The sequence below is a fragment of the Vibrio sp. HDW18 genome, from assembly GCF_011306175.1.
Lineage (GTDB): Bacteria > Pseudomonadota > Gammaproteobacteria > Enterobacterales > Vibrionaceae > Vibrio > Vibrio chanodichtyis.
The window spans coordinates 1,514,638-1,532,638 of the sequence record NZ_CP049913.1; the positions used below are offsets into that span (position 1 = coordinate 1,514,638).

The window sequence follows — 18,001 nt, forward strand, 5'->3', positions numbered from 1 at the left end:
AATGTCATGTTGTTAATTAATCACGCAACAACGCTTCATACATTTTTGACATGTTTAATACCATGGCTTGAATGGCTTGTGGGGGCATGTCTAGATTTTGGCTCGTCACCATAGCAAGTATACTAGCACATGCTTCTGCATCCATTTTATTATGAGCGTGATTTACAATGATCGATTCTTTAAAAAATGCTAGTAATGCATTTAGTGCATCTGGTAATTCATCTGAACTTGGCTTCTGTTGTTGAGTGCTAAATTGAACACTAAACTGAGCTAAGGTGGCACATGCTGTTTTATCAAGGATAGCAGGGAGTACTTCTTTCTTTATTTTACTCGCAATTAGATCTGCACCATTGTTTTTGCTAATTAAATCATCAGTTTTAGCTAAAACATCAGTTAATGAGGTTTTTTTAAATTCTGAGCTTGATGGTGAAAGACGAAATATCCCTTCTGATTTTGTGAACTCTTCATTATTTTGTAGTTTTTCTAATAACACAACTAATACTTCACTGGCTGTCTCAGAGGTGAGGGGACCATTTTTCATTTCTTTTACTAAAGTATTTACTTTAATTTGTGTTTCACATTGCTTAAGAACGCTCTCGTATTTTCTTTCTTTTTGAGCTATAGCTCGGCTATCGAGATCTTTTTTAAGATACGGTGCGTTTTGTAATCTATTTTGTTTTACGCTGATAATAGCTTTTGCTAATTCTGGCTTGTTAATGGCTAATGCAGCGGATGAATGCCGAAGTACATGGGCTCTAAAATGATTAATGCCTAACATAGATGAACCTCAAATTGATAATTAATTTAATATGTTTACACGTTAATTCAAGTGAATTACTTTGTCAAAGAACCGCCAAACGATTTAACTACATTTCACATTTTTTTGTTCAAATGATATGCATTATGTCTATGATAATCCCGAAATCAGCCACTTTGATCGGTTGTGTTGTAGTTAATGATTAAGGTTTTTATGAAAATTAATTTATTTCAATGGGTTATGTGACGATTATGGTTGAGGCACTTAAGCTATTTCAATATCTTCTTGATCGTTTGTCGGGTTTTATTTACAATATTTCATTGTTATACACATCCAGTCTATTTGCTAAAGTTAATAAATGTTTTGTTATCCTAATTAAATATCTAAAGGGAATGGCATTGATTTTGGTACGGATTTATCGCTTACTATCAAATTATGGCGTGTTGCTTAACCAGGCTGCAATTTGTCGATCAAATTTATCATGGTAGGCAAGCATATTATTGGCTCCCTCCACCTCAGTATGAGGTAAGGTCATAATTTTACCTACATGCTCTAAATCATGTTTTACCCTATGAACATTAGGCACTGGGTCTCCCTGTATTTTATAGTGTTGAATTTCAGATACCGCTTGTTTGGCTTGCTTTGGATCCGCAAATCTTGCATGAATATCTTGCAGCATGGATGAGCCAAGTTCAGCACTGCAAAAACACTCGGCTTTCACTGGATTTTCAGGTGTAGAAATCATTGCTGCAGCATAAGCTGCCTCACCCGCTCCTTTTGAGTGGCCAGAAAGCGATAAGCGATAATCCTTATAATCTCCACTACTTATCATTCGAGTCAGTGTTTCGGCGATAAGCTGTGCTTGTGCATAGCTATCTGGGGTTTTTCCGGTAATGGCATTTTTGGCATTGGCCCCCCATTGATGCATGGTTACTTTAAAGTTACTGATACTTCTGTACATCAATGAACCGGTTGCTTTGCCACTGCTGGTACCGCCAAAAACTAGCCGCAGTTCTTTGGCTTGATGGTTATGAAAAACAAATCCAACCAGACCGCTTTGCGAGTCAATAATCATTCCTTTTGCTGGATAAACTTTAAGCCCCACTTCCTTGGCTAGTTCAGTAATTAGAGGTTTATCCAAGCTCCACTGTTGATCTGTCGCACTATGCAAGCGATCAAGATCTTGGTGATATGCAAAACTTGCCAACATGGCACTGCACTGAATCTCTTTTTTTGTATTGTGATCGGTTGGTGCCAATATCTTGGTCATTAAACTATGTTCTTGCTGATTCAGTAGCTTATCGAGTTTAACCTCATGGCAATGAAGATGCGCTTGAATATACGCAATTCGTTTGTTTTGTATCGCCTTGCAGCGAGTTGCCGAAGCTTCAAGTTTAGCAAGTGCATCTTGTTTAGCTTCAATTTTACCGATCAGCTTGGCACATTTTAGTTCATCTCTACTTTGCTTTGTGTTAAAAATATGGCGAGTTACTGCAGATGTACTTGGAGTGCTTTCTGTTGCACTGACATGAAATGCAGCTGGAGCACTGGCGTTAATGATTGTCATAAATCCTCTTCAATAACCACTTCAATATGTTAATTATTGCCCACCTGCAACTCCAAGTGGTTTGGGTATAGTAATAATGCCAACTAAACTAATCGATGAGTAATGAAATTAAGTGATGAATATCATTGATATGCTAAACAACTAGATGCTTGGCATAATATAAGAGTTTTTAATTCCTTACCTGTTTATTTGAGGAGTCAGGTAAGGAATTTTGGCGGTTAAAATTAATTTTAAGGCTTAGAAATACACGATGCATAGTATTGAGAATCTTGTAGATTCAAATTACTATAGCCTAGGCTGAGATCGATATTACTTATATAATCACCATCTGTTGTTGATGACCAATAGCGCGTGGAGGTCGGCCACTCTCGTGAGGTAAACATATTGCCATGTTGAGTAAATAAGTTATTTAATAATTCTTCTTGTGTGGGTAGCTGCCAGTTAGATAAGCCAAGAATCTGACGATGATTATATGTATCACACAATGATTGAGCATTAATCCAGTTAAACTTATAGAAGTCACCAGAAGGTCCACTTGTTCCATTTTCATGAATGACGCCATTATTTGTACTTCCCCCAATACTGTCGAGGAAAGCGACGGAAGGCGAACTGGTAAACCAGACATTAGATCCCATCGAGAGTATATCGATGCTATGGTCTGGCGCTTTATGGATGACTCCAAATGTCCGCTAACGAACAACGCAGCGGAACGAGTTCTTCGTAATTACATATTGATGAGAAAGTGCTGTTACGTAACTCGTTCATATCGAGGATACCTGTTCCGTGAACGGATGTTCTCACTTATCGAGACCGCTAAACTTCAACAGCAATCAGCTTATAACTGGCTGCGTGAAATCGTCGAGTATCATATGCTCAAAGTGGATTATCAGACACCAGCGTTTTTAGCATAATCCGACGTCAATAGCTCGTGGGTGAATAGTTACACTCCAGCTATCTACTAAGCGATAAGAAATTAATAGAATTCTTATCGCTTGAGGAATGTCAGATGAAGTGGATTGTTCTTTTGTGAAAAAAGAACATGTAACTTATAAAATACTAGTCAATGATTTTTTCTGCAGTATCAGATTGACCATTAAAATAAATGATTGGTATGCCTAGCTTTTCTGCTAACGGTTTGGCATGTTGTATAAATATTTCATATTTTTCATCTTTTGATAAAATTTTATCGCCTGTAAATTCAGCTAAATGTTTTTGTTCAGGGGTAATGTCACAATCATTTAAAAATATCCCGGCAATTTTAATATTTTTAGTGCATTCTTCATTTTTATGGACATTTACATCACTGCGAGTACATATTAGTAACTCATTTCTCATGTTATAGGTTTTTTTCAAAACTTCATATGGTGTATTTTTATGTCTAGCATGTCTGGAAATTTCTTTTTTTAATAATCCAGTTCTTTCATGGTTTGGCATTTGTTTGTATTTTTCAACTTGATCTTCTTTATTCGAGATGTTTACTAGGTAATCCACCCGGTGGGTTGCCCCTATGTTTGTTTCAGACATCAAATCATCTGGACTTGCTGCTAACATGTTCTGTTTTGGAACATCTAAAATCACACCAATAGAGCCATAAGTAAAAGTTTTCTTTTCATTAACAATGCTTGCGCAAAGAACATCCCAGTTATTTAATTCTGATTCACCGTTGTGGCTAAAAATTCCATCTTTATTAATGAGTTGTTCTATACTTGCAGTGTGAACTATAAATTGAAACTCTTTTTTGGAATTATGCCCTCTAACTCCCATTTCATCCGATATAGAACTTGTTAATGTGAAATTTGAAGTGTCCCAAGAATTTATAAAGTTATGATTTCTTTCGTCATTATACTTTTCCTCCATGGTTCTTTTCATATCAGGAAACTCAATGGTTTTATTATGTTTTGATAACATTTCCATTGCGGTTTTATTTTTTATTTTATTATTTGATGTATCTAAGGTTTTATTTAACCTAAAAATGTCCTTATTTGTTAAAGTGTTTTTTTTGCTTAAGTTATTTATTTCATTAGAGGATAAGTTTAGATTAAGGTGTGTTCGTAAAAATGTTGAATTTATGAATGACAAGATGATTATCTCCTGATTTTTATATTCCCTTCCTATTTGAAGTTACAGTGGTGTTGGCTACCTTAGCTTACCCTAACCACATAGTTTGTCTATGCTCATGGGGACTCATTCTCATGCCGCCTACCTGCAACTCCAAATTGTTTAGGTATATACCTAATTTAATTTATTATTGATGGATTTTAATTATAAATAAATGCCATATTACGATCATCCAAATTTAGCTGTAAACCTTCGGGAAGACTTTCATGCTGAATAGAAAGGGTTTGATTTTCATCATTGACGCTTAAAACGATTTGGCCAATAGATGGCGTAGGTGTCGAGTTTTCATATGAGTTTAGATAAGCAGCAATAGTGATTTGCCCTTGTGTCGGAGTGTTACCTAGGCTTAATTCCGAATTGGTTGAATCTGAACAAATTTCTGTCGTGATGCCGCTGCTAGTTTGTAATTTAAGGCAAGTCTTGTAATCTTTTGAAGATTGAAAACTAAAGCTGTATTCGTATGGGCTATCAATAAACTTTAATTTATAGGATTTAATCTCGAATGGTGTTGTTGTGGCTGATTCAGTAAAGGTTTCTGTTTGCCCAGTGTAGTTGGTATCGGAAAATGCAGTAAGTTGAACATCGCTCCCTAATTTAAATGACTGAATATTGGTGTTAGAAACTTCATCACCCACGGTAGAAATGGCGGCACGGCCATCCCAAGGGTAGGCGCCATGATAATTTGCTTGCGGAAACATTTGTGCGGTATTGGCTAATGCCTCATCCATGACACATACCGACTCATTCCATTCATTCGATCCAGCTTTCGTTTCACAGGCATAGTTGTATCCCATGAATGACCAGAGGGTGCCATCTTCATCCTGAACCTTCCAGATTGCCCATGGTGATGCGACATGGCTACATAAGTTTGCGTTAAGTTTAAGTGCTTCAATCTCTGCCACTGTCGCTAGGCGTCCTTGCACCCCACAACTTTGAGTGGGTTGTTTAGAGCCAAAGTACAATTGTGATGAATCGGTAATTTGTGCTAGTGCTGGAGATGGGCTGATAACGGATAAAATAAGCAGTTGTTTTTTCATTATAATTTTCCAATAAATATTGAGTGCAACATCATCTCAATCAATAAGTTAGGGGTAAGATATTTTTGTTTATGACCACAAGATTTTATTGCTGAGAGATAAATGAAGACAGTGAATAAAAATGAAAAGCAGAGATGGAATTTTGTTCAGCCGCTTGAAATTACCCCTCACTAGCCACATATAGCCACTAATTGTCATGTGAACATAAAGAGGCCGCTTGTGACTACTATCGTATCCGTGCGTCGAAATAATAAAGTTGTTATCGCTGGTGACGGGCAGGTATCGCTAGGCAATACCGTGATGAAAGGCAATGCGCGTAAGGTTCGCCGCCTTTACCACAACAAAGTGCTAGCGGGATTTGCCGGTGGAACCGCCGATGCTTTTACCCTGTTTGAACGTTTTGAAAGCAAGTTGCAGATGCACCAAGGCCATCTGACCAAAGCTGCGGTCGAGCTGGCCAAAGATTGGCGTAGCGATCGCGCATTACGCCGTTTAGAAGCGATTTTAGCGGTCGCCGATGAAAGCGCATCGCTGATCATTACCGGTAATGGTGATGTGGTGCAGCCTGAGCACGATTTGATTGCGATTGGCTCTGGAGGTAATTATGCGCAAGCGGCGGCGATTGCCCTATTAGAAAACACCGAGTTGGATGCGCGCACCATCGCCGAAAAGGCGCTCAATATCGCCGGTGACATCTGTGTGTTTACCAATCATCATCACACTATTGAAGAACTCGACGCGACCTCGCCAATGTTGCCAGACGGTCAAGCGCCGCAAGATAGCGCCCAATTAAGCTGAGTGAAGGATTTGAATTATGTCTGAAATGACTCCCCGCGAAATAGTCAGCGAGCTTAATCGCCACATTATCGGTCAAGATCAAGCGAAGCGTGCCGTGGCGATTGCGCTGCGTAACCGCTGGCGTCGTATGCAGCTTGAAGAGAGCTTGCGCGCTGAAGTTACCCCGAAAAATATTCTGATGATCGGCCCAACTGGGGTGGGTAAAACCGAAATTGCCCGTCGCTTGGCTAAACTGGCCAATGCGCCATTTATCAAAGTGGAAGCGACCAAATTTACCGAAGTGGGTTATGTGGGTAAGGAAGTGGAATCGATTATCCGCGATCTGACCGATGTTGCGGTGAAATTGACGCATCAACAAGCGATGGAAAAAGTGAAATTCCGCGCCGAAGAGCAGGCGGAAGAGCGTGTATTGGATGCGTTGTTGCCGCCAGCGCGTGATGCGTGGGGACAAGCGGAGCAGAAAGAAGATAACTCCAGCACTCGCCAAGTATTTCGTAAAAAGCTGCGTGAAGGGCAACTGAACGACAAAGAGATTGAGATCAATGTCGCAGTGCCACAAATGGGGGTTGAGATCATGGCGCCTCCAGGCATGGAGGAGATGACCAATCAGCTGCAGGGTTTGTTTCAAAATCTGGCGGGTGATACCAAGAAAAAGCGCAAAATGAAGATCAAAGAAGCGTTGAAAGCCTTGGTTGAGGAAGAAGCGGCCAAGTTGGTCAATCCAGAAGAGTTGAAAGAGCAGGCGATTTTTAACGTAGAAAACCACGGCATCGTGTTTATTGATGAGATCGACAAAATCTGTAAACGCGGTGAAGTGTCAGGCCCAGACGTATCGCGTGAAGGGGTGCAGCGCGATCTGCTGCCTTTAATTGAAGGCAGTACCGTATCCACCAAGCATGGTATGGTGCGCACCGATCACATTCTGTTTATTACCTCTGGCGCTTTCCAAGTGGCTAAGCCATCCGATTTGATCCCAGAGCTGCAAGGTCGCTTGCCGATTCGGGTTGAACTTGAAGCGCTATCGAGTGACGATTTCAGACGTATTCTGACTGAGCCGAAAGCCTCGCTCACTGAGCAATATGTTGCGCTGATGAAGACCGAGCAAGTCGATGTTCAGTTTAGCCAAGATGGCATCAAACAGATTGCCGATGCGGCTTGGCGAGTCAATGAGACGACCGAAAATATCGGTGCGCGTCGTCTGCATACCGTGCTTGAACGCTTGATGGATGAGATCTCTTTTGATGCTACGGAAAAATCTGGCCAGAGTTTGGTGATTGATGCCTGCTATGTGAAAGCGCGTCTTGGAGCGCTAGTGGAAGATGAAGATTTGAGTCGCTTCATTCTGTAATGCTTGATGGCCCATCGCATTGCGGTGGGCTTTTTCATCGCGGTGATTTGCGGGTATACTCTGCCCATGTTGATTGTCGTCTCATTATCATGAATAACTCTGTGCAAATTTGGTTGGATGCCGCGCGTCCAAAAACCTTGCCGCTGGCACTGATCTCAATTCTAACCGGTAGCGCATTAGCTTTTTCGGCTGGACATTTCGATGGGGTGATCGGGCTGTTAGCACTGCTCACCGCCACCTTGCTGCAAATTTTATCGAACTTAGCCAATGATTATGGTGATGCGGTACAAGGTACCGATAACCACGCTCGGCTCGGGCCGATGCGCGCGATTCAATCGGGTGCGGTCAGCTTGCGTGATATGCAGCGCGCGATGGCGATTAATGTACTGCTGACCATTTTCTCTGGTTTGGCTCTAGTGCTATATGCCTTCGATAATCTGCAAAATATTTTGATCTTTATTGGCCTTGGCGTGTTGGCTATTTTGGCTGCGATTGCCTATACCGTTGGTCAGCGGCCTTATGGTTATGTTGGGCTTGGCGATTTATCGGTGTTTCTGTTTTTTGGTCTGCTTGGCGTTTCGGGTAGCTTTTTCTTGCACACTGGCGTTGTTGAATGGAGTTTACTGCTGCCATCATTGGGCTGTGGTTTATTAGCGGTGGCGGTGCTCAATATCAACAATATGCGTGATATTGAAAATGATGCGTTATGCGGTAAGCGTACCGTTGCGGTGCGTTTAGGCCAAGTGCGTGCTAAGCACTACCATTTTGCGTTGTTGTTTGGTGCGGTGGTGGCATTTGCTGGTTATTTAGTGCTACAAGACAAACCACTGTGGATCAGTTTGCCATTTTTACTCTGTTTATCATTAGTGACGCGCCATGGTCGTGAGGTGTGGTTTACCGAACAGCCAGCCCAAATTGCACCGATGATGCCTGTGATTGTCAAAACCTCAGTGATCACCAACCTTTTGTTTGTCGGAGTGATCATTGCCCAAACTCTGAGCAGTTAATTTGCACTCTGGCATTGCAATGACCCTATCACTCTATATACTCGTTGGAAGACTTTCGCTAAGAGAACCAAGCTATGGAATACAATACTTCTGCGCTATGTGATATCTATCTCGACCAAGTCGATGTCGTAGAGCCAATGTTCAGTAATTTTGGTGGCAGCGCTTCTTTTGCCGGTCAAATCACCACGATTAAATGCTACGAAGATAGTGGCTTGATCCGTGAAACACTGGAGCAAGATGGGCTAGGGCGTATTTTGCTGATCGATGGTGGTGGTTCGCTGCGTCGTGCATTGATTGATGCCGAGCTGGCAGCCTTAGCGGAAGAAAATGAGTGGGAAGGCATTGTGGTGTATGGCAGTGTCCGCGAAGTGGATGAGCTGGAAGAGATGAATATTGGCATTCAAGCCATCGCAGCGATTCCTGTTGGTGCTAACGCACAAGGGATCGGTGAAGTGGATATTCCAGTTAACTTTGGCGGGGTGACTTTCCTGCCGGAAGATTATTTGTATGCTGACAATACCGGCATCATCATTTCACAGCAGCCGCTCAGCAGCGATTTAAGTGAAGAGGATGATGAGTTGGTGTAAGCGAACTCACTCCCTCTAAGCATGAAACAGCCGATGTGGTGGGCATCGGCTTTTTTATTTATGTCCTATTTGGTATTCACTGGCTCACCCTAAATCGGACATAAGGTTTTGATGACGCAATCTTAATGCATAGAGATAAGCTAACAGTCCACCCAGTACGTTTCCCAGCGCAATACCGATAAAAAGTCCTTCAGTGTGATAGTAAACACTACCAATCCAAGCCGCCGGCAGAGTAAAAACAAACAGCCGCATAAAGCTCCATTGAAATGCCTGTAAGGGTTGATGCAACGCATTGAGCGCGGAAATCAACATCATCACCACGCCTTGAAAACCGTAGCTGATCGGCACCACCAGCAGATAATGCCATAGCAGATCGCGCACCACCGGCTCTTGAGAAAACAGCGCGGCTAGCGGAACGCTGAGCGGCACCATCATAATAAACACCATCAACTGAAATAGCAGTGCGAAGCGCAGGCTAATAAACAGCCCAGCAAAGCTACGGGCTGGATTTTTTGCGCCGAAATTTTGCGCCATGAAGGAGGTTAACGCCGAGGTGAGTGACATCAACACCAAGATTAATATCGATTCAATTCGTAGCGCAGCACCATAGGCTGCCACTGCGCTGGTACCGTGGCTTGACAGCATCATCATCAGCAGTGCTCCCGCTAGCGGATTCATTGCTGTCGATAGGGTTGCCGGAGTTCCAATCTTGAGGATCTGGCGCCAGTCGTGCGCAAGTTGTGACCATGAGGGCATCGCTAACAATTTATCACGTTTGATCAATAAATAGAGTGAGCCTAACAAAGCGCCAAGCCAAGACCAAGCGCTGGCAATCGCTGCGCCTTGTATGCCGAGCGCGGGGAATGGGCCATAGCCAAAAATTAGCAGTGGATCGAGCACACCGTTAATTGCACCGGCCAGTAGCATAATTTTCGCCGGAGTTTTGGTATCGCCCGTTGCGCGGATCACGCTGTTACCGGCCATCGGTAGCACAAGCAGCGGAATGGTGAGATACCATACCTGCATATATTGAGCGATCAGCGGCAGCAGATCACGACTGGCTCCCAGCAGTAAAAACAGCGGATTGAGTGTCAGTAAGCCCAGTGTGCTGGCGCAAATGATCAGCAGTAATGCGAGCAGCAATCCATGGCTGGCAACTCGGGCGGCCAATTGACTGTTACCTTGGCCGAGTAAACGGCCGATGCTGGTTGCCAAGCCAACCCCAATGCCCATCGTGATACAGTTGACCGCAAAGGTGACTGGGAACGTGTAGCTGATCGCCGCCAAAGCTTGAGTGCCGAGCAGGGAGATAAAAAACGTGTCGACCAAGTTAAACATCAAGACCGCCACTAAGCCAAACACCAGCGGCACAGTCATTTGCCGTAAAACGTGAGCAATCGGAGCGGAAAGCAGACCGTATTTATCTTGCATACTATGGGCGCGCGAGGGGAACAGGTGGTTAGCATACCTGAAGTTAAAAACCGCGCCTAGCGCAGGGGGAGTGGGTGGGTGACTTGAAGTGCCCCAAGCTTAAACAGTGTGTGCGTTGAAAAACAACAAGGCCAGCAAGCGCTGGCCTTGAAGCATGCGAGCTAAGCGGTTAATTACGCTTTTTTCGCTTCTGCTGCCGCTTTAGCGATCGCGGCAAAGCCTTTCGCATCTAGCGCTGCACCGCCAACGAGAGCACCATCGATGTCTGGTTGTGCGAAGTAAGCGGCTGCGTTTTCAGGTTTTACGCTACCGCCGTATTGAATGATCACTTGCTCAGCCACGGCTGCATCTTTCGCCGCGATCAGCGCGCGGATTGATGCGTGGATGCGCTGTGCATCATCAGCGGTCGCTGCTTTACCAGTACCGATAGCCCAGATTGGTTCGTAAGCGATGATCGCACCGTTCAGCGCTTCCACGCCACACGCATCGATCACGGCATTGATTTGGCGAGCACATACTGCTTCAGTTTCGCCCGCTTCGTTTTGTGCTTCGGTTTCACCGATACAGAACACTGGCGTCAGACCATTTTCTTTCAGGAACGCAAATTTTTGCGCCACGAATTGGTCAGACTCTTGGTGGTAATCACGACGCTCAGAGTGGCCGATAATGATGTGTGAAGCACCGAAATCTTTCAGCATCGCTGGCGACATATCACCAGTGTAAGCACCGTTGTTATGAGTATCCGTGTTTTGTGCACCCAAGATCAGTTTATTACCGCCTTGTTTGATCAGGCGCTCAGCCAGATCCAAGTACATCGCTGGTGGCGCAACGGCAACATCTACACCTACCACACCTTCAAGTTCTGCATTCAAGCCGTTTAACAGGTCAGTGACCATAGCTTTGCTGCCATTCAGTTTCCAGTTACCCATCACTACAGGACGACGCATAGCAATATCTCCATATCTCATCAATGTAAAAAATAAACTCGCAGGACTATAGCAGAATAAATTCGCCAGATCATGACTCGCATCATGACTTTCTGGGATCAAATCCGCTCGCAGATTGAGGAAAGCAGTGATCTGAGTGACAGATTGTCGCTGATCAACTCGGTTTTTGGGCTTGAACTTGTTATTACTATGGTGAGCCTGACAAGCTGAGCATTTTTACCATCGCAACTAAGGAGCCGCTAATGCCGAATTTGGTCATGGAGTATTCAAGTTCAGTTGATGAACGGATCAATGTGCAAGGATTGCTGGAGGATTTACATCAAGCCGCGATCCATTCCGGGTTATTTAACACAGCGGCGGTAAAGTCACGCGCCGTGCGCTGCCATCATTGGTTAATCGGCGATGAGGGGGATAGTGTTGATTTTATTCACCTTAGCTTTGAGCTACTCAGTGGACGCAGCGTGCAGCAAAAACGTGCTTTAGCCGATGATTTGATGGCTATTTTGCAAGATAAAGCTAGTAATATCCGAAGCTTAACCATCAATCTCCGCGAAATGGATGCGGACTGTTTTCAAAAAGTGATCAATCAATAAGATCACTGAGGTTAAAATCATGTCGTTACAAACACTGTCTTTACAAACCATATCGTTACAAACACTGTTACTCTCTTTTCAAGGTCGAGTCGGGCGTCGGACCTATTGGCTATGGAATGTATGCTACTACGCCATGATCGCTCTGTTTGCCGTGCTGGCCAATCAATGGTTGCCCAATATTGCCCACTTAATTTTGCCGGTTTTTTTATTACTGGTATTAGTGCCGGATTTAGCAATTACCGCTAAGCGTTGGCATGATCGTGATAAATCGAGTTGGTGGCTGTTACTTAACCTACCGTTGGTGATTGGACGTATGACCATCCCGACTGGCGAGTTAGCGATCAATGCTGAACCTGGTATGCCTGGAACACTGATTTCACTGGCCGCTCTGTTGTGCGGCGCTTGGATTTTGGTTGAGTGTGGTTTTTTGGCAGGATCAGAGTACGAGAATCGATTTGGCAGCGTGGTCAGTTAGTACTGACCATTATCACGCGCCGATGTTGTCGGAAAAGCAATCAGTTGAGCGCAGCGCTCTTGATGGAGATCCCCCTCAAGCGCATCTCTAAATTTGGCCATCTGCGTGCACAATTCACGCATCAATAGCACATTGATATGATCGGGATTTTTCCCGCGACTGATCATGCGCTCTATGTGACTCTGTTGTGCCCATAATCTTTGTTGCATCACCCGCGAAGCAGACAAAATCATCTCTTCGCACAGCTCTTTTTTGACCTGTTCAAAAGCATCAGGATGATTTTTGGCGAGTGCCACCAGCTCATCAAAAGGCGGCAATGTATGGCGAGCTGATAGTGGCTGTTGTGGTGAGCGGGACATAAGTCGCTCCTTATGAGGCTAAGCAGAGCTTTCTGCAACACTAACAGCGTAAGCAATTTTTAACGGGCTGGACGCGACAAATGGCAATTGTCTTATAAATGAGATGTGAGGGGAGAACCGTTAGCGTAGTCGGATCCAATAACTGCAGCGCCGTTGGCCGGCGACAATATGCTCTTGGCGGTCGATTTGATAAGCCTCACCCAGTAGGCGACGAAATACATTCAACTCGGATTGGCAGAGGTTTGGGCAGCGAGTAGCGGCCTTGCAAATCGGACAGTGATTTTCAATCAACACAAATCCATCTGCAACCGGCTGTAATTCGGCCATGTAGCCTTCTTGTTCGCGCAGAGCAACCAGCGCTGCAAGTTTATCGGCTAACTCATGATAGCCAGCTAAGGCGCTGTGATAGGCTGCGAAAGTCTGCGCTTCACGCTGCTGCGCGACTTTCGCCACCCCTTGTGCCCCGAAAAGATGCTCAACGGCATCAAGCACCTGAATCGTCAGTTCGCCATGCCGATCGGCAAATTGATAGTGCCCTTTAGCGGTCAAACGCCAGTGACGAGTGGGGCGGCCGACTTTGACTTTTACATCATCAAAGCACAGTACTCCAGCCTGCTCTAAGCTTTGCAGATGTTGGCGCGCGCCCATGGTGGTCATATCGAGATCGGCGGCTAATTGTTTGGCGGTGACGCTGCCTTCACGTTTAATGGTGTGCAAAATGCGCTCAACCGTTTTCATTGTTTTTATCCTTGTCGTTAACCGGATCTGGCTATCTCTGCTTAGTCGCTGTGTTTAGGCGTCGCGCATATTATGGAATGCTTATTATCTAAAGCAAACCATTTACTATTTATCGGCGGTTTAAGCTGCCGCTTTGCCGCCAGCATTGGCGCTATTTGAGCGCTGTTTGATGGGGTCGAGCTTGGTGGCGTGCGGAGCAAGCCAAGCCAACCATCAACGACAGTTTTGGTGAATTACTATACAAAAACGTTAATTTAATCACGTTTTTTTATGCTTTGCCCCTTGGGATATTAAGCAAGCTACCCCACATAAGTGACATATGCTGATGATCAGCGTTTTATCAACCATACGGAAAATTAAATCAGGAGAGACGACCGATGAATATTCGTCCATTACATGACCGAGTGATCGTTGAACGCCAAGAAGTTGAATCAAAATCTGCTGGTGGGATTGTTCTAACTGGTTCTGCGGCGGAAAAATCAACTCGCGGTAAAGTGTTGGCTGTTGGTAAAGGCCGCGTTCTGGAGAACGGTTCAGTGCAAGCTTTAGATGTGAAAGTTGGCGATACCGTAATTTTTGCAGAAGGCTATGCTACGAAAACTGAGAAGATCGATGGTAAAGAAGTGTTGATCTTGTCTGAACATGACATTTTGGCAATCGTTGAATAATTGATTCTGAATCCCAACCAAAATCAACAACTGAATTTAGAAAGGAAATGAAAAATGGCTGCTAAAGACGTACGTTTTGGTAATGACGCTCGTGTAAAAATGCTGGAAGGCGTAAATATTCTGGCTGATGCGGTAAAAGTCACCTTAGGTCCGAAAGGCCGTAATGTGGTGCTAGACAAATCTTTTGGTGCCCCTGTTATTACTAAAGACGGGGTATCGGTTGCGCGTGAAATTGAACTGGAAGATAAATTCCAGAACATGGGCGCACAAATGGTTAAAGAAGTCGCTTCACAAGCGAATGATGCGGCGGGAGACGGAACCACAACGGCGACGGTACTGGCTCAATCGATTGTCAATGAAGGTCTTAAGGCGGTTGCAGCGGGTATGAACCCAATGGATCTTAAGCGCGGCATCGACAAAGCGGTGATTGCTGCAGTTGAAGAGCTGAAAGCACTGTCAGTGACTTGTGCAGATACTAAAGCGATTGCTCAAGTGGGTACGATTTCTGCTAACTCAGACACTAGCGTGGGCAACATCATTGCGGAAGCGATGGAAAAAGTGGGCCGCGATGGTGTGATCACGGTTGAAGAAGGCCAAGGTCTGCAAGATGAGCTGGATGTGGTAGAAGGCATGCAGTTTGACCGTGGTTACCTGTCACCTTACTTCATCAACAATCAAGAAGCGGGCAGCGTAGAGCTAGACAGTCCATTTATCCTGTTGGTGGATAAGAAAATTTCTAACATCCGTGAACTGTTACCGGCTCTGGAAGGGGTAGCGAAAGCATCGCGTCCACTGCTGATCGTGGCGGAAGATGTTGAAGGCGAAGCGTTGGCTACTTTGGTAGTGAACAACATGCGTGGCATCGTGAAAGTGGCGGCAGTTAAAGCGCCTGGTTTTGGTGATCGCCGTAAAGCGATGCTGCAAGATATCGCGATTTTGACTGGCGGTGTGGTGATCTCAGAAGAGATTGGCTTAGAGCTGGAAAAAGTGACTTTGGAAGATTTGGGCCAAGCGAAGCGTGTCTCAATCACCAAAGAAAACTCAACCATCATTGATGGTGCTGGCGATCAAGCGGCGATCCAAAGTCGTGTTGCGCAGATCCGTCAACAAATCGAAGAAGCGACTTCTGACTACGACAAAGAGAAACTGCAAGAGCGTGTGGCTAAATTGGCTGGCGGCGTAGCGGTGATCAAAGTTGGCGCAGCGACTGAAGTGGAAATGAAAGAGAAGAAAGATCGCGTTGAAGATGCGCTGCACGCGACACGTGCCGCGGTAGAAGAAGGCGTGGTTGCGGGTGGCGGTGTAGCCCTGATCCGTGCCGCATCTAAGCTGACGGAGCTGCAGGGCGATAACGAAGAGCAAAATGTCGGGATCCGTGTTGCACTACGTGCAATGGAAGCCCCACTGCGCCAAATCGTGAAAAACGCTGGTGACGAAGAGTCAGTGGTGGCTAACAATGTTCGTGCTGGCGAAGGTAACTACGGTTACAACGCGGCGACGGGTGTATATGGCGATATGATTGAAATGGGTATTTTGGATCCAACCAAAGTTACTCGTTCAGCGCTGCAATTCGCGGCCTCGGTTGCCGGTTTGATGATCACTACCGAAGCGATGATCACCGAACTGCCGAAGAAAGATACCCCTGCAATGCCTGATATGGGCGGCATGGGTGGCATGGGAATGATGTAATCCCTGATCTTACTCGTTGATAAACCGGAGCTTAGTCTCCGGTTTTTTATCGCGACAGCCCACTCAGCGAAGCAGATCCGCTCAGTTGATCGAAAAAAGATGCTAGGGTAATGCATCGCTGGAACCGAAAAACTGAGAGAATGTGCACAAATTCTCGCCACGCTTGTGGCTAAGATTGCTGAGTTTTCCCGTATTTATTTTGATTTAGAGGTTATTTTTATGAATAAGCCGTTTGCTTTGATGGCTCTGACTGCTGCGCTGGCTGCTCCTGCTGCATTGGCAGCGACGCCGGTGATGTTTTCTTCGATCAATAATTTCAACACGCCTGATGCCAACCAAGTGGCAGGTCTACGCGTTTCAGCGCTGCATGGTAAAGTGGCGGAAGTGAAAGGGGTGGATTTTTCCATTCTTGGTCTGTCGGAAACCAACAAAACCACTGGTGTAAACTTTGGCTTCTTGTTTGGTGCCAGCAAAGTGAACCAAGAGATGACTGGCGCATCGCTCGGTCTGCTTAACTGGAATACGGGCCATACTTACGGTGCTAACCTCGGCTTGGTTAACTTGACCAATGATGTGCATGGGGCAAACTTGAGCTTTGTGAACTACTCACAAGGTAATACGTTGGTTGATCTCGGTGCGGCTAATTTCTCAAGTACTTCGACAGTACAGTTTGGCCTGTTCAACAAAACCGACAAAATTGAAGGGGTGCAGATTGGCTTGATCAACTGTGCTGATAACGGTTTCTTCAAGTGCTTCCCAATCATTAACTTTGCTAAGTAATGCGATAAATCTCCTTCTCATTTGAAGCTACAGCGTTGCCTAGGCAGCGCTGTATTCATTCAAGCTGCAAATCGAGTGGGGTTTTGCTTGGCCTGCCACCGACTTCTCGGGTGAGTTTGGGCACTAGATATCCAGAAACCTGTTCGATCAAACCGGCCATAATCTTGCGCGCGTCATCATCACTGACGTAAAAGTGTGCCGCTCCTTGTACTTTATCCAGTACATGCAAGTAATACGGCAAAATACCCGTATCGAACAAGGCTTCACTGAGCGCGACTTGCGCCTCAACCGTGTCATTCACCGCTTTAAGTAGCACACTTTGGTTCAGTAACGTCACATTCACCGCACGTAAGCGAGCCAGTTGCTGTCTGAGCTCGAGATTGATTTCATTGGCGTGGTTGATGTGAGTCACCAACAGTACTTGCAAGCGAGTGTGCGCCAATAACGCCACCAACTCATCCGTGATGCGGGCTGGGATCACCACTGGTAAGCGCGAGTGAATACGCAGCCGTTTGATATGCGGAATAGCCGCAATGCGTTCGATCAGCCAAGCCAGTTCTTGATCTTTGGCCATCAAAGGATCGCCACCAGACAAAATCACTTCATTGAGCTCACCATGCTCGGCAATGTAGTCAAGGCTGCGCTGCCAAATTTTCTTATTACCTTGGTGATCTTGATATGGAAAATGGCGACGGAAGCAGTAGCGACAGTTGATGGCACAGCCACCTTTGACAATCAACAAGCAGCGATTTTGGTACTTGTGCAGCAAACCGGGAAGCGTGTTATTTTGTTCATCCAGTGGATCATGGGAGTAGCCGGGATGGGTCTCAAACTCTGCACTCAGCGGTAAAACTTGCCGTAACAGAGGATCGGCCGGATTGCCTTTTTGCATACGTGCGACAAAACTTTGTGGTACGCGCTGCGCAAACAGTTGGCGTGCCGCCAATCCGGCTTGCCATGGTGTTGGATCTATCTCCAGTTGCTGCAGTAGTTGCAGCGGATCGGAGATCGCGTTTGCCAATTGTTGCAGCCAGTTTTGCTCAACAGAAACGACTTTTCGGGTTATGATGTGCGGCATTGATTTTAACTCGAAGATAGTAAG

The 18,001-nt window shown here is 45.2% G+C and carries 20 protein-coding genes; 10 read left to right on the plus strand and 10 right to left on the minus strand.

Annotated features, from left to right (window positions below; genetic code table 11):
• Positions 1–16 precede the first annotated feature (16 nt).
• The 3 genes from G7083_RS07360 to G7083_RS15130 form a co-directional block, all read right to left on the minus strand.
• Positions 17–778, minus strand: coding sequence for a hypothetical protein (locus G7083_RS07360; RefSeq protein ID WP_166014193.1), 762 nt, complete (start codon positions 776–778; stop codon positions 17–19).
• A 412-nt stretch (positions 779–1,190) separates the two neighbouring features.
• Positions 1,191–2,324: a hypothetical protein gene (locus tag G7083_RS07365; protein WP_166014194.1), complete on the minus strand. Its 1,134-nt coding sequence runs from the start codon at positions 2,322–2,324 to the stop codon at positions 1,191–1,193.
• A gap of 230 nt (positions 2,325–2,554) precedes the next feature.
• Positions 2,555–2,959, minus strand: coding sequence for a DUF1566 domain-containing protein (locus tag G7083_RS15130; RefSeq protein ID WP_240911892.1), 405 nt, complete (start codon positions 2,957–2,959; stop codon positions 2,555–2,557).
• 18 nt (positions 2,960–2,977) lie between these two features.
• On the opposite strand from G7083_RS15130, the gene G7083_RS07375 reads away from it, so the two are divergent.
• A complete protein-coding gene (locus tag G7083_RS07375; RefSeq protein ID WP_277347073.1) occupies positions 2,978–3,235 on the plus strand; it encodes a transposase in 258 nt (85 codons plus the stop codon).
• Positions 3,236–3,380: 145 nt separating this feature from the next.
• Here the strand turns inward: G7083_RS07375 and G7083_RS07380 are convergent, their stop codons facing one another.
• Complete coding sequence (locus tag G7083_RS07380; RefSeq protein ID WP_166014196.1) at positions 3,381–4,403, minus strand: hypothetical protein; 1,023 nt, start codon at positions 4,401–4,403, stop codon at positions 3,381–3,383.
• A gap of 179 nt (positions 4,404–4,582) precedes the next feature.
• Positions 4,583–5,479, minus strand: a complete 897-nt coding sequence (locus tag G7083_RS07385; protein WP_166014197.1) for a hypothetical protein — start codon at positions 5,477–5,479, stop codon at positions 4,583–4,585.
• Between the two features lie 219 nt (positions 5,480–5,698).
• Here G7083_RS07385 and hslV point away from each other — a divergent pair, with 219 nt between their 5' ends.
• The 4 genes from hslV (at position 5,699) to rraA (ending at position 9,219) form a co-directional block, all read left to right on the plus strand.
• Positions 5,699–6,277, plus strand: a complete 579-nt coding sequence (gene hslV, locus G7083_RS07390; protein ID WP_166014198.1) for an ATP-dependent protease subunit HslV — start codon at positions 5,699–5,701, stop codon at positions 6,275–6,277.
• A gap of 16 nt (positions 6,278–6,293) precedes the next feature.
• Positions 6,294–7,625 (plus strand): HslU--HslV peptidase ATPase subunit, encoded by a 1,332-nt coding sequence (gene hslU, locus G7083_RS07395; protein ID WP_166014199.1) that lies wholly within the window; start codon positions 6,294–6,296, stop codon positions 7,623–7,625.
• An 89-nt stretch (positions 7,626–7,714) separates the two neighbouring features.
• Positions 7,715–8,632, plus strand: a complete 918-nt coding sequence (locus G7083_RS07400; RefSeq protein WP_166014200.1) for a 1,4-dihydroxy-2-naphthoate polyprenyltransferase — start codon at positions 7,715–7,717, stop codon at positions 8,630–8,632.
• A 74-nt stretch (positions 8,633–8,706) separates the two neighbouring features.
• Positions 8,707–9,219 (plus strand): ribonuclease E activity regulator RraA, encoded by a 513-nt coding sequence (rraA, locus tag G7083_RS07405; RefSeq protein ID WP_166014201.1) that lies wholly within the window; start codon positions 8,707–8,709, stop codon positions 9,217–9,219.
• A gap of 84 nt (positions 9,220–9,303) precedes the next feature.
• On the opposite strand, the gene G7083_RS07410 is transcribed toward rraA, so the two are convergent.
• Entirely contained in the window at positions 9,304–10,650 is a 1,347-nt protein-coding gene (locus G7083_RS07410; protein WP_166014202.1) for an MATE family efflux transporter, read from the minus strand.
• A 173-nt stretch (positions 10,651–10,823) separates the two neighbouring features.
• Positions 10,824–11,597: a triose-phosphate isomerase gene (gene tpiA, locus G7083_RS07415; protein ID WP_166014203.1), complete on the minus strand. Its 774-nt coding sequence runs from the start codon at positions 11,595–11,597 to the stop codon at positions 10,824–10,826.
• A gap of 242 nt (positions 11,598–11,839) precedes the next feature.
• Between tpiA and G7083_RS07420 the strand changes: the two genes are divergently transcribed.
• Both G7083_RS07420 and G7083_RS07425 read left to right on the plus strand, forming a co-directional pair.
• Positions 11,840–12,190: a 5-carboxymethyl-2-hydroxymuconate Delta-isomerase gene (locus G7083_RS07420; protein WP_166014204.1), complete on the plus strand. Its 351-nt coding sequence runs from the start codon at positions 11,840–11,842 to the stop codon at positions 12,188–12,190.
• Positions 12,191–12,239: 49 nt separating this feature from the next.
• Positions 12,240–12,665, plus strand: coding sequence for a DUF805 domain-containing protein (locus tag G7083_RS07425; protein ID WP_166015012.1), 426 nt, complete (start codon positions 12,240–12,242; stop codon positions 12,663–12,665).
• Here the strand turns inward: G7083_RS07425 and G7083_RS07430 are convergent.
• Together G7083_RS07430 and G7083_RS07435 are read right to left on the minus strand one after the other, a co-directional pair.
• A complete protein-coding gene (locus G7083_RS07430) occupies positions 12,662–13,024 on the minus strand; it encodes a DUF3135 domain-containing protein (RefSeq protein ID WP_166014205.1) in 363 nt (120 codons plus the stop codon). The two genes, G7083_RS07425 and G7083_RS07430, sit on opposite strands and share 4 nt — an antisense overlap.
• Before the next feature lie 120 nt (positions 13,025–13,144).
• A complete protein-coding gene (locus G7083_RS07435; protein WP_166014206.1) occupies positions 13,145–13,762 on the minus strand; it encodes a metalloregulator ArsR/SmtB family transcription factor in 618 nt (205 codons plus the stop codon).
• A gap of 377 nt (positions 13,763–14,139) precedes the next feature.
• Between G7083_RS07435 and G7083_RS07440 the strand changes: the two genes are divergently transcribed.
• The 3 genes from G7083_RS07440 to G7083_RS07450 all read left to right on the plus strand — a co-directional run bounded on the left by G7083_RS07440 (position 14,140) and on the right by G7083_RS07450 (position 16,899).
• Positions 14,140–14,430, plus strand: coding sequence for a co-chaperone GroES (locus G7083_RS07440; protein WP_166014207.1), 291 nt, complete (start codon positions 14,140–14,142; stop codon positions 14,428–14,430).
• 54 nt (positions 14,431–14,484) lie between these two features.
• Positions 14,485–16,119: a chaperonin GroEL gene (groL, locus tag G7083_RS07445; RefSeq protein ID WP_166014208.1), complete on the plus strand. Its 1,635-nt coding sequence runs from the start codon at positions 14,485–14,487 to the stop codon at positions 16,117–16,119.
• Between the two features lie 219 nt (positions 16,120–16,338).
• Positions 16,339–16,899, plus strand: coding sequence for a phaC PHA synthase (locus G7083_RS07450; protein ID WP_166014209.1), 561 nt, complete (start codon positions 16,339–16,341; stop codon positions 16,897–16,899).
• A 55-nt stretch (positions 16,900–16,954) separates the two neighbouring features.
• Here G7083_RS07450 and epmB read toward each other — a convergent pair whose 3' ends face one another.
• Positions 16,955–17,977 carry an EF-P beta-lysylation protein EpmB gene (gene epmB / locus G7083_RS07455; RefSeq protein WP_166014210.1) on the minus strand — a complete coding sequence of 341 codons (1,023 nt, stop codon included), beginning with the start codon at positions 17,975–17,977 and terminating at the stop codon, positions 16,955–16,957.
• Positions 17,978–18,001: the final 24 nt, after the last annotated feature.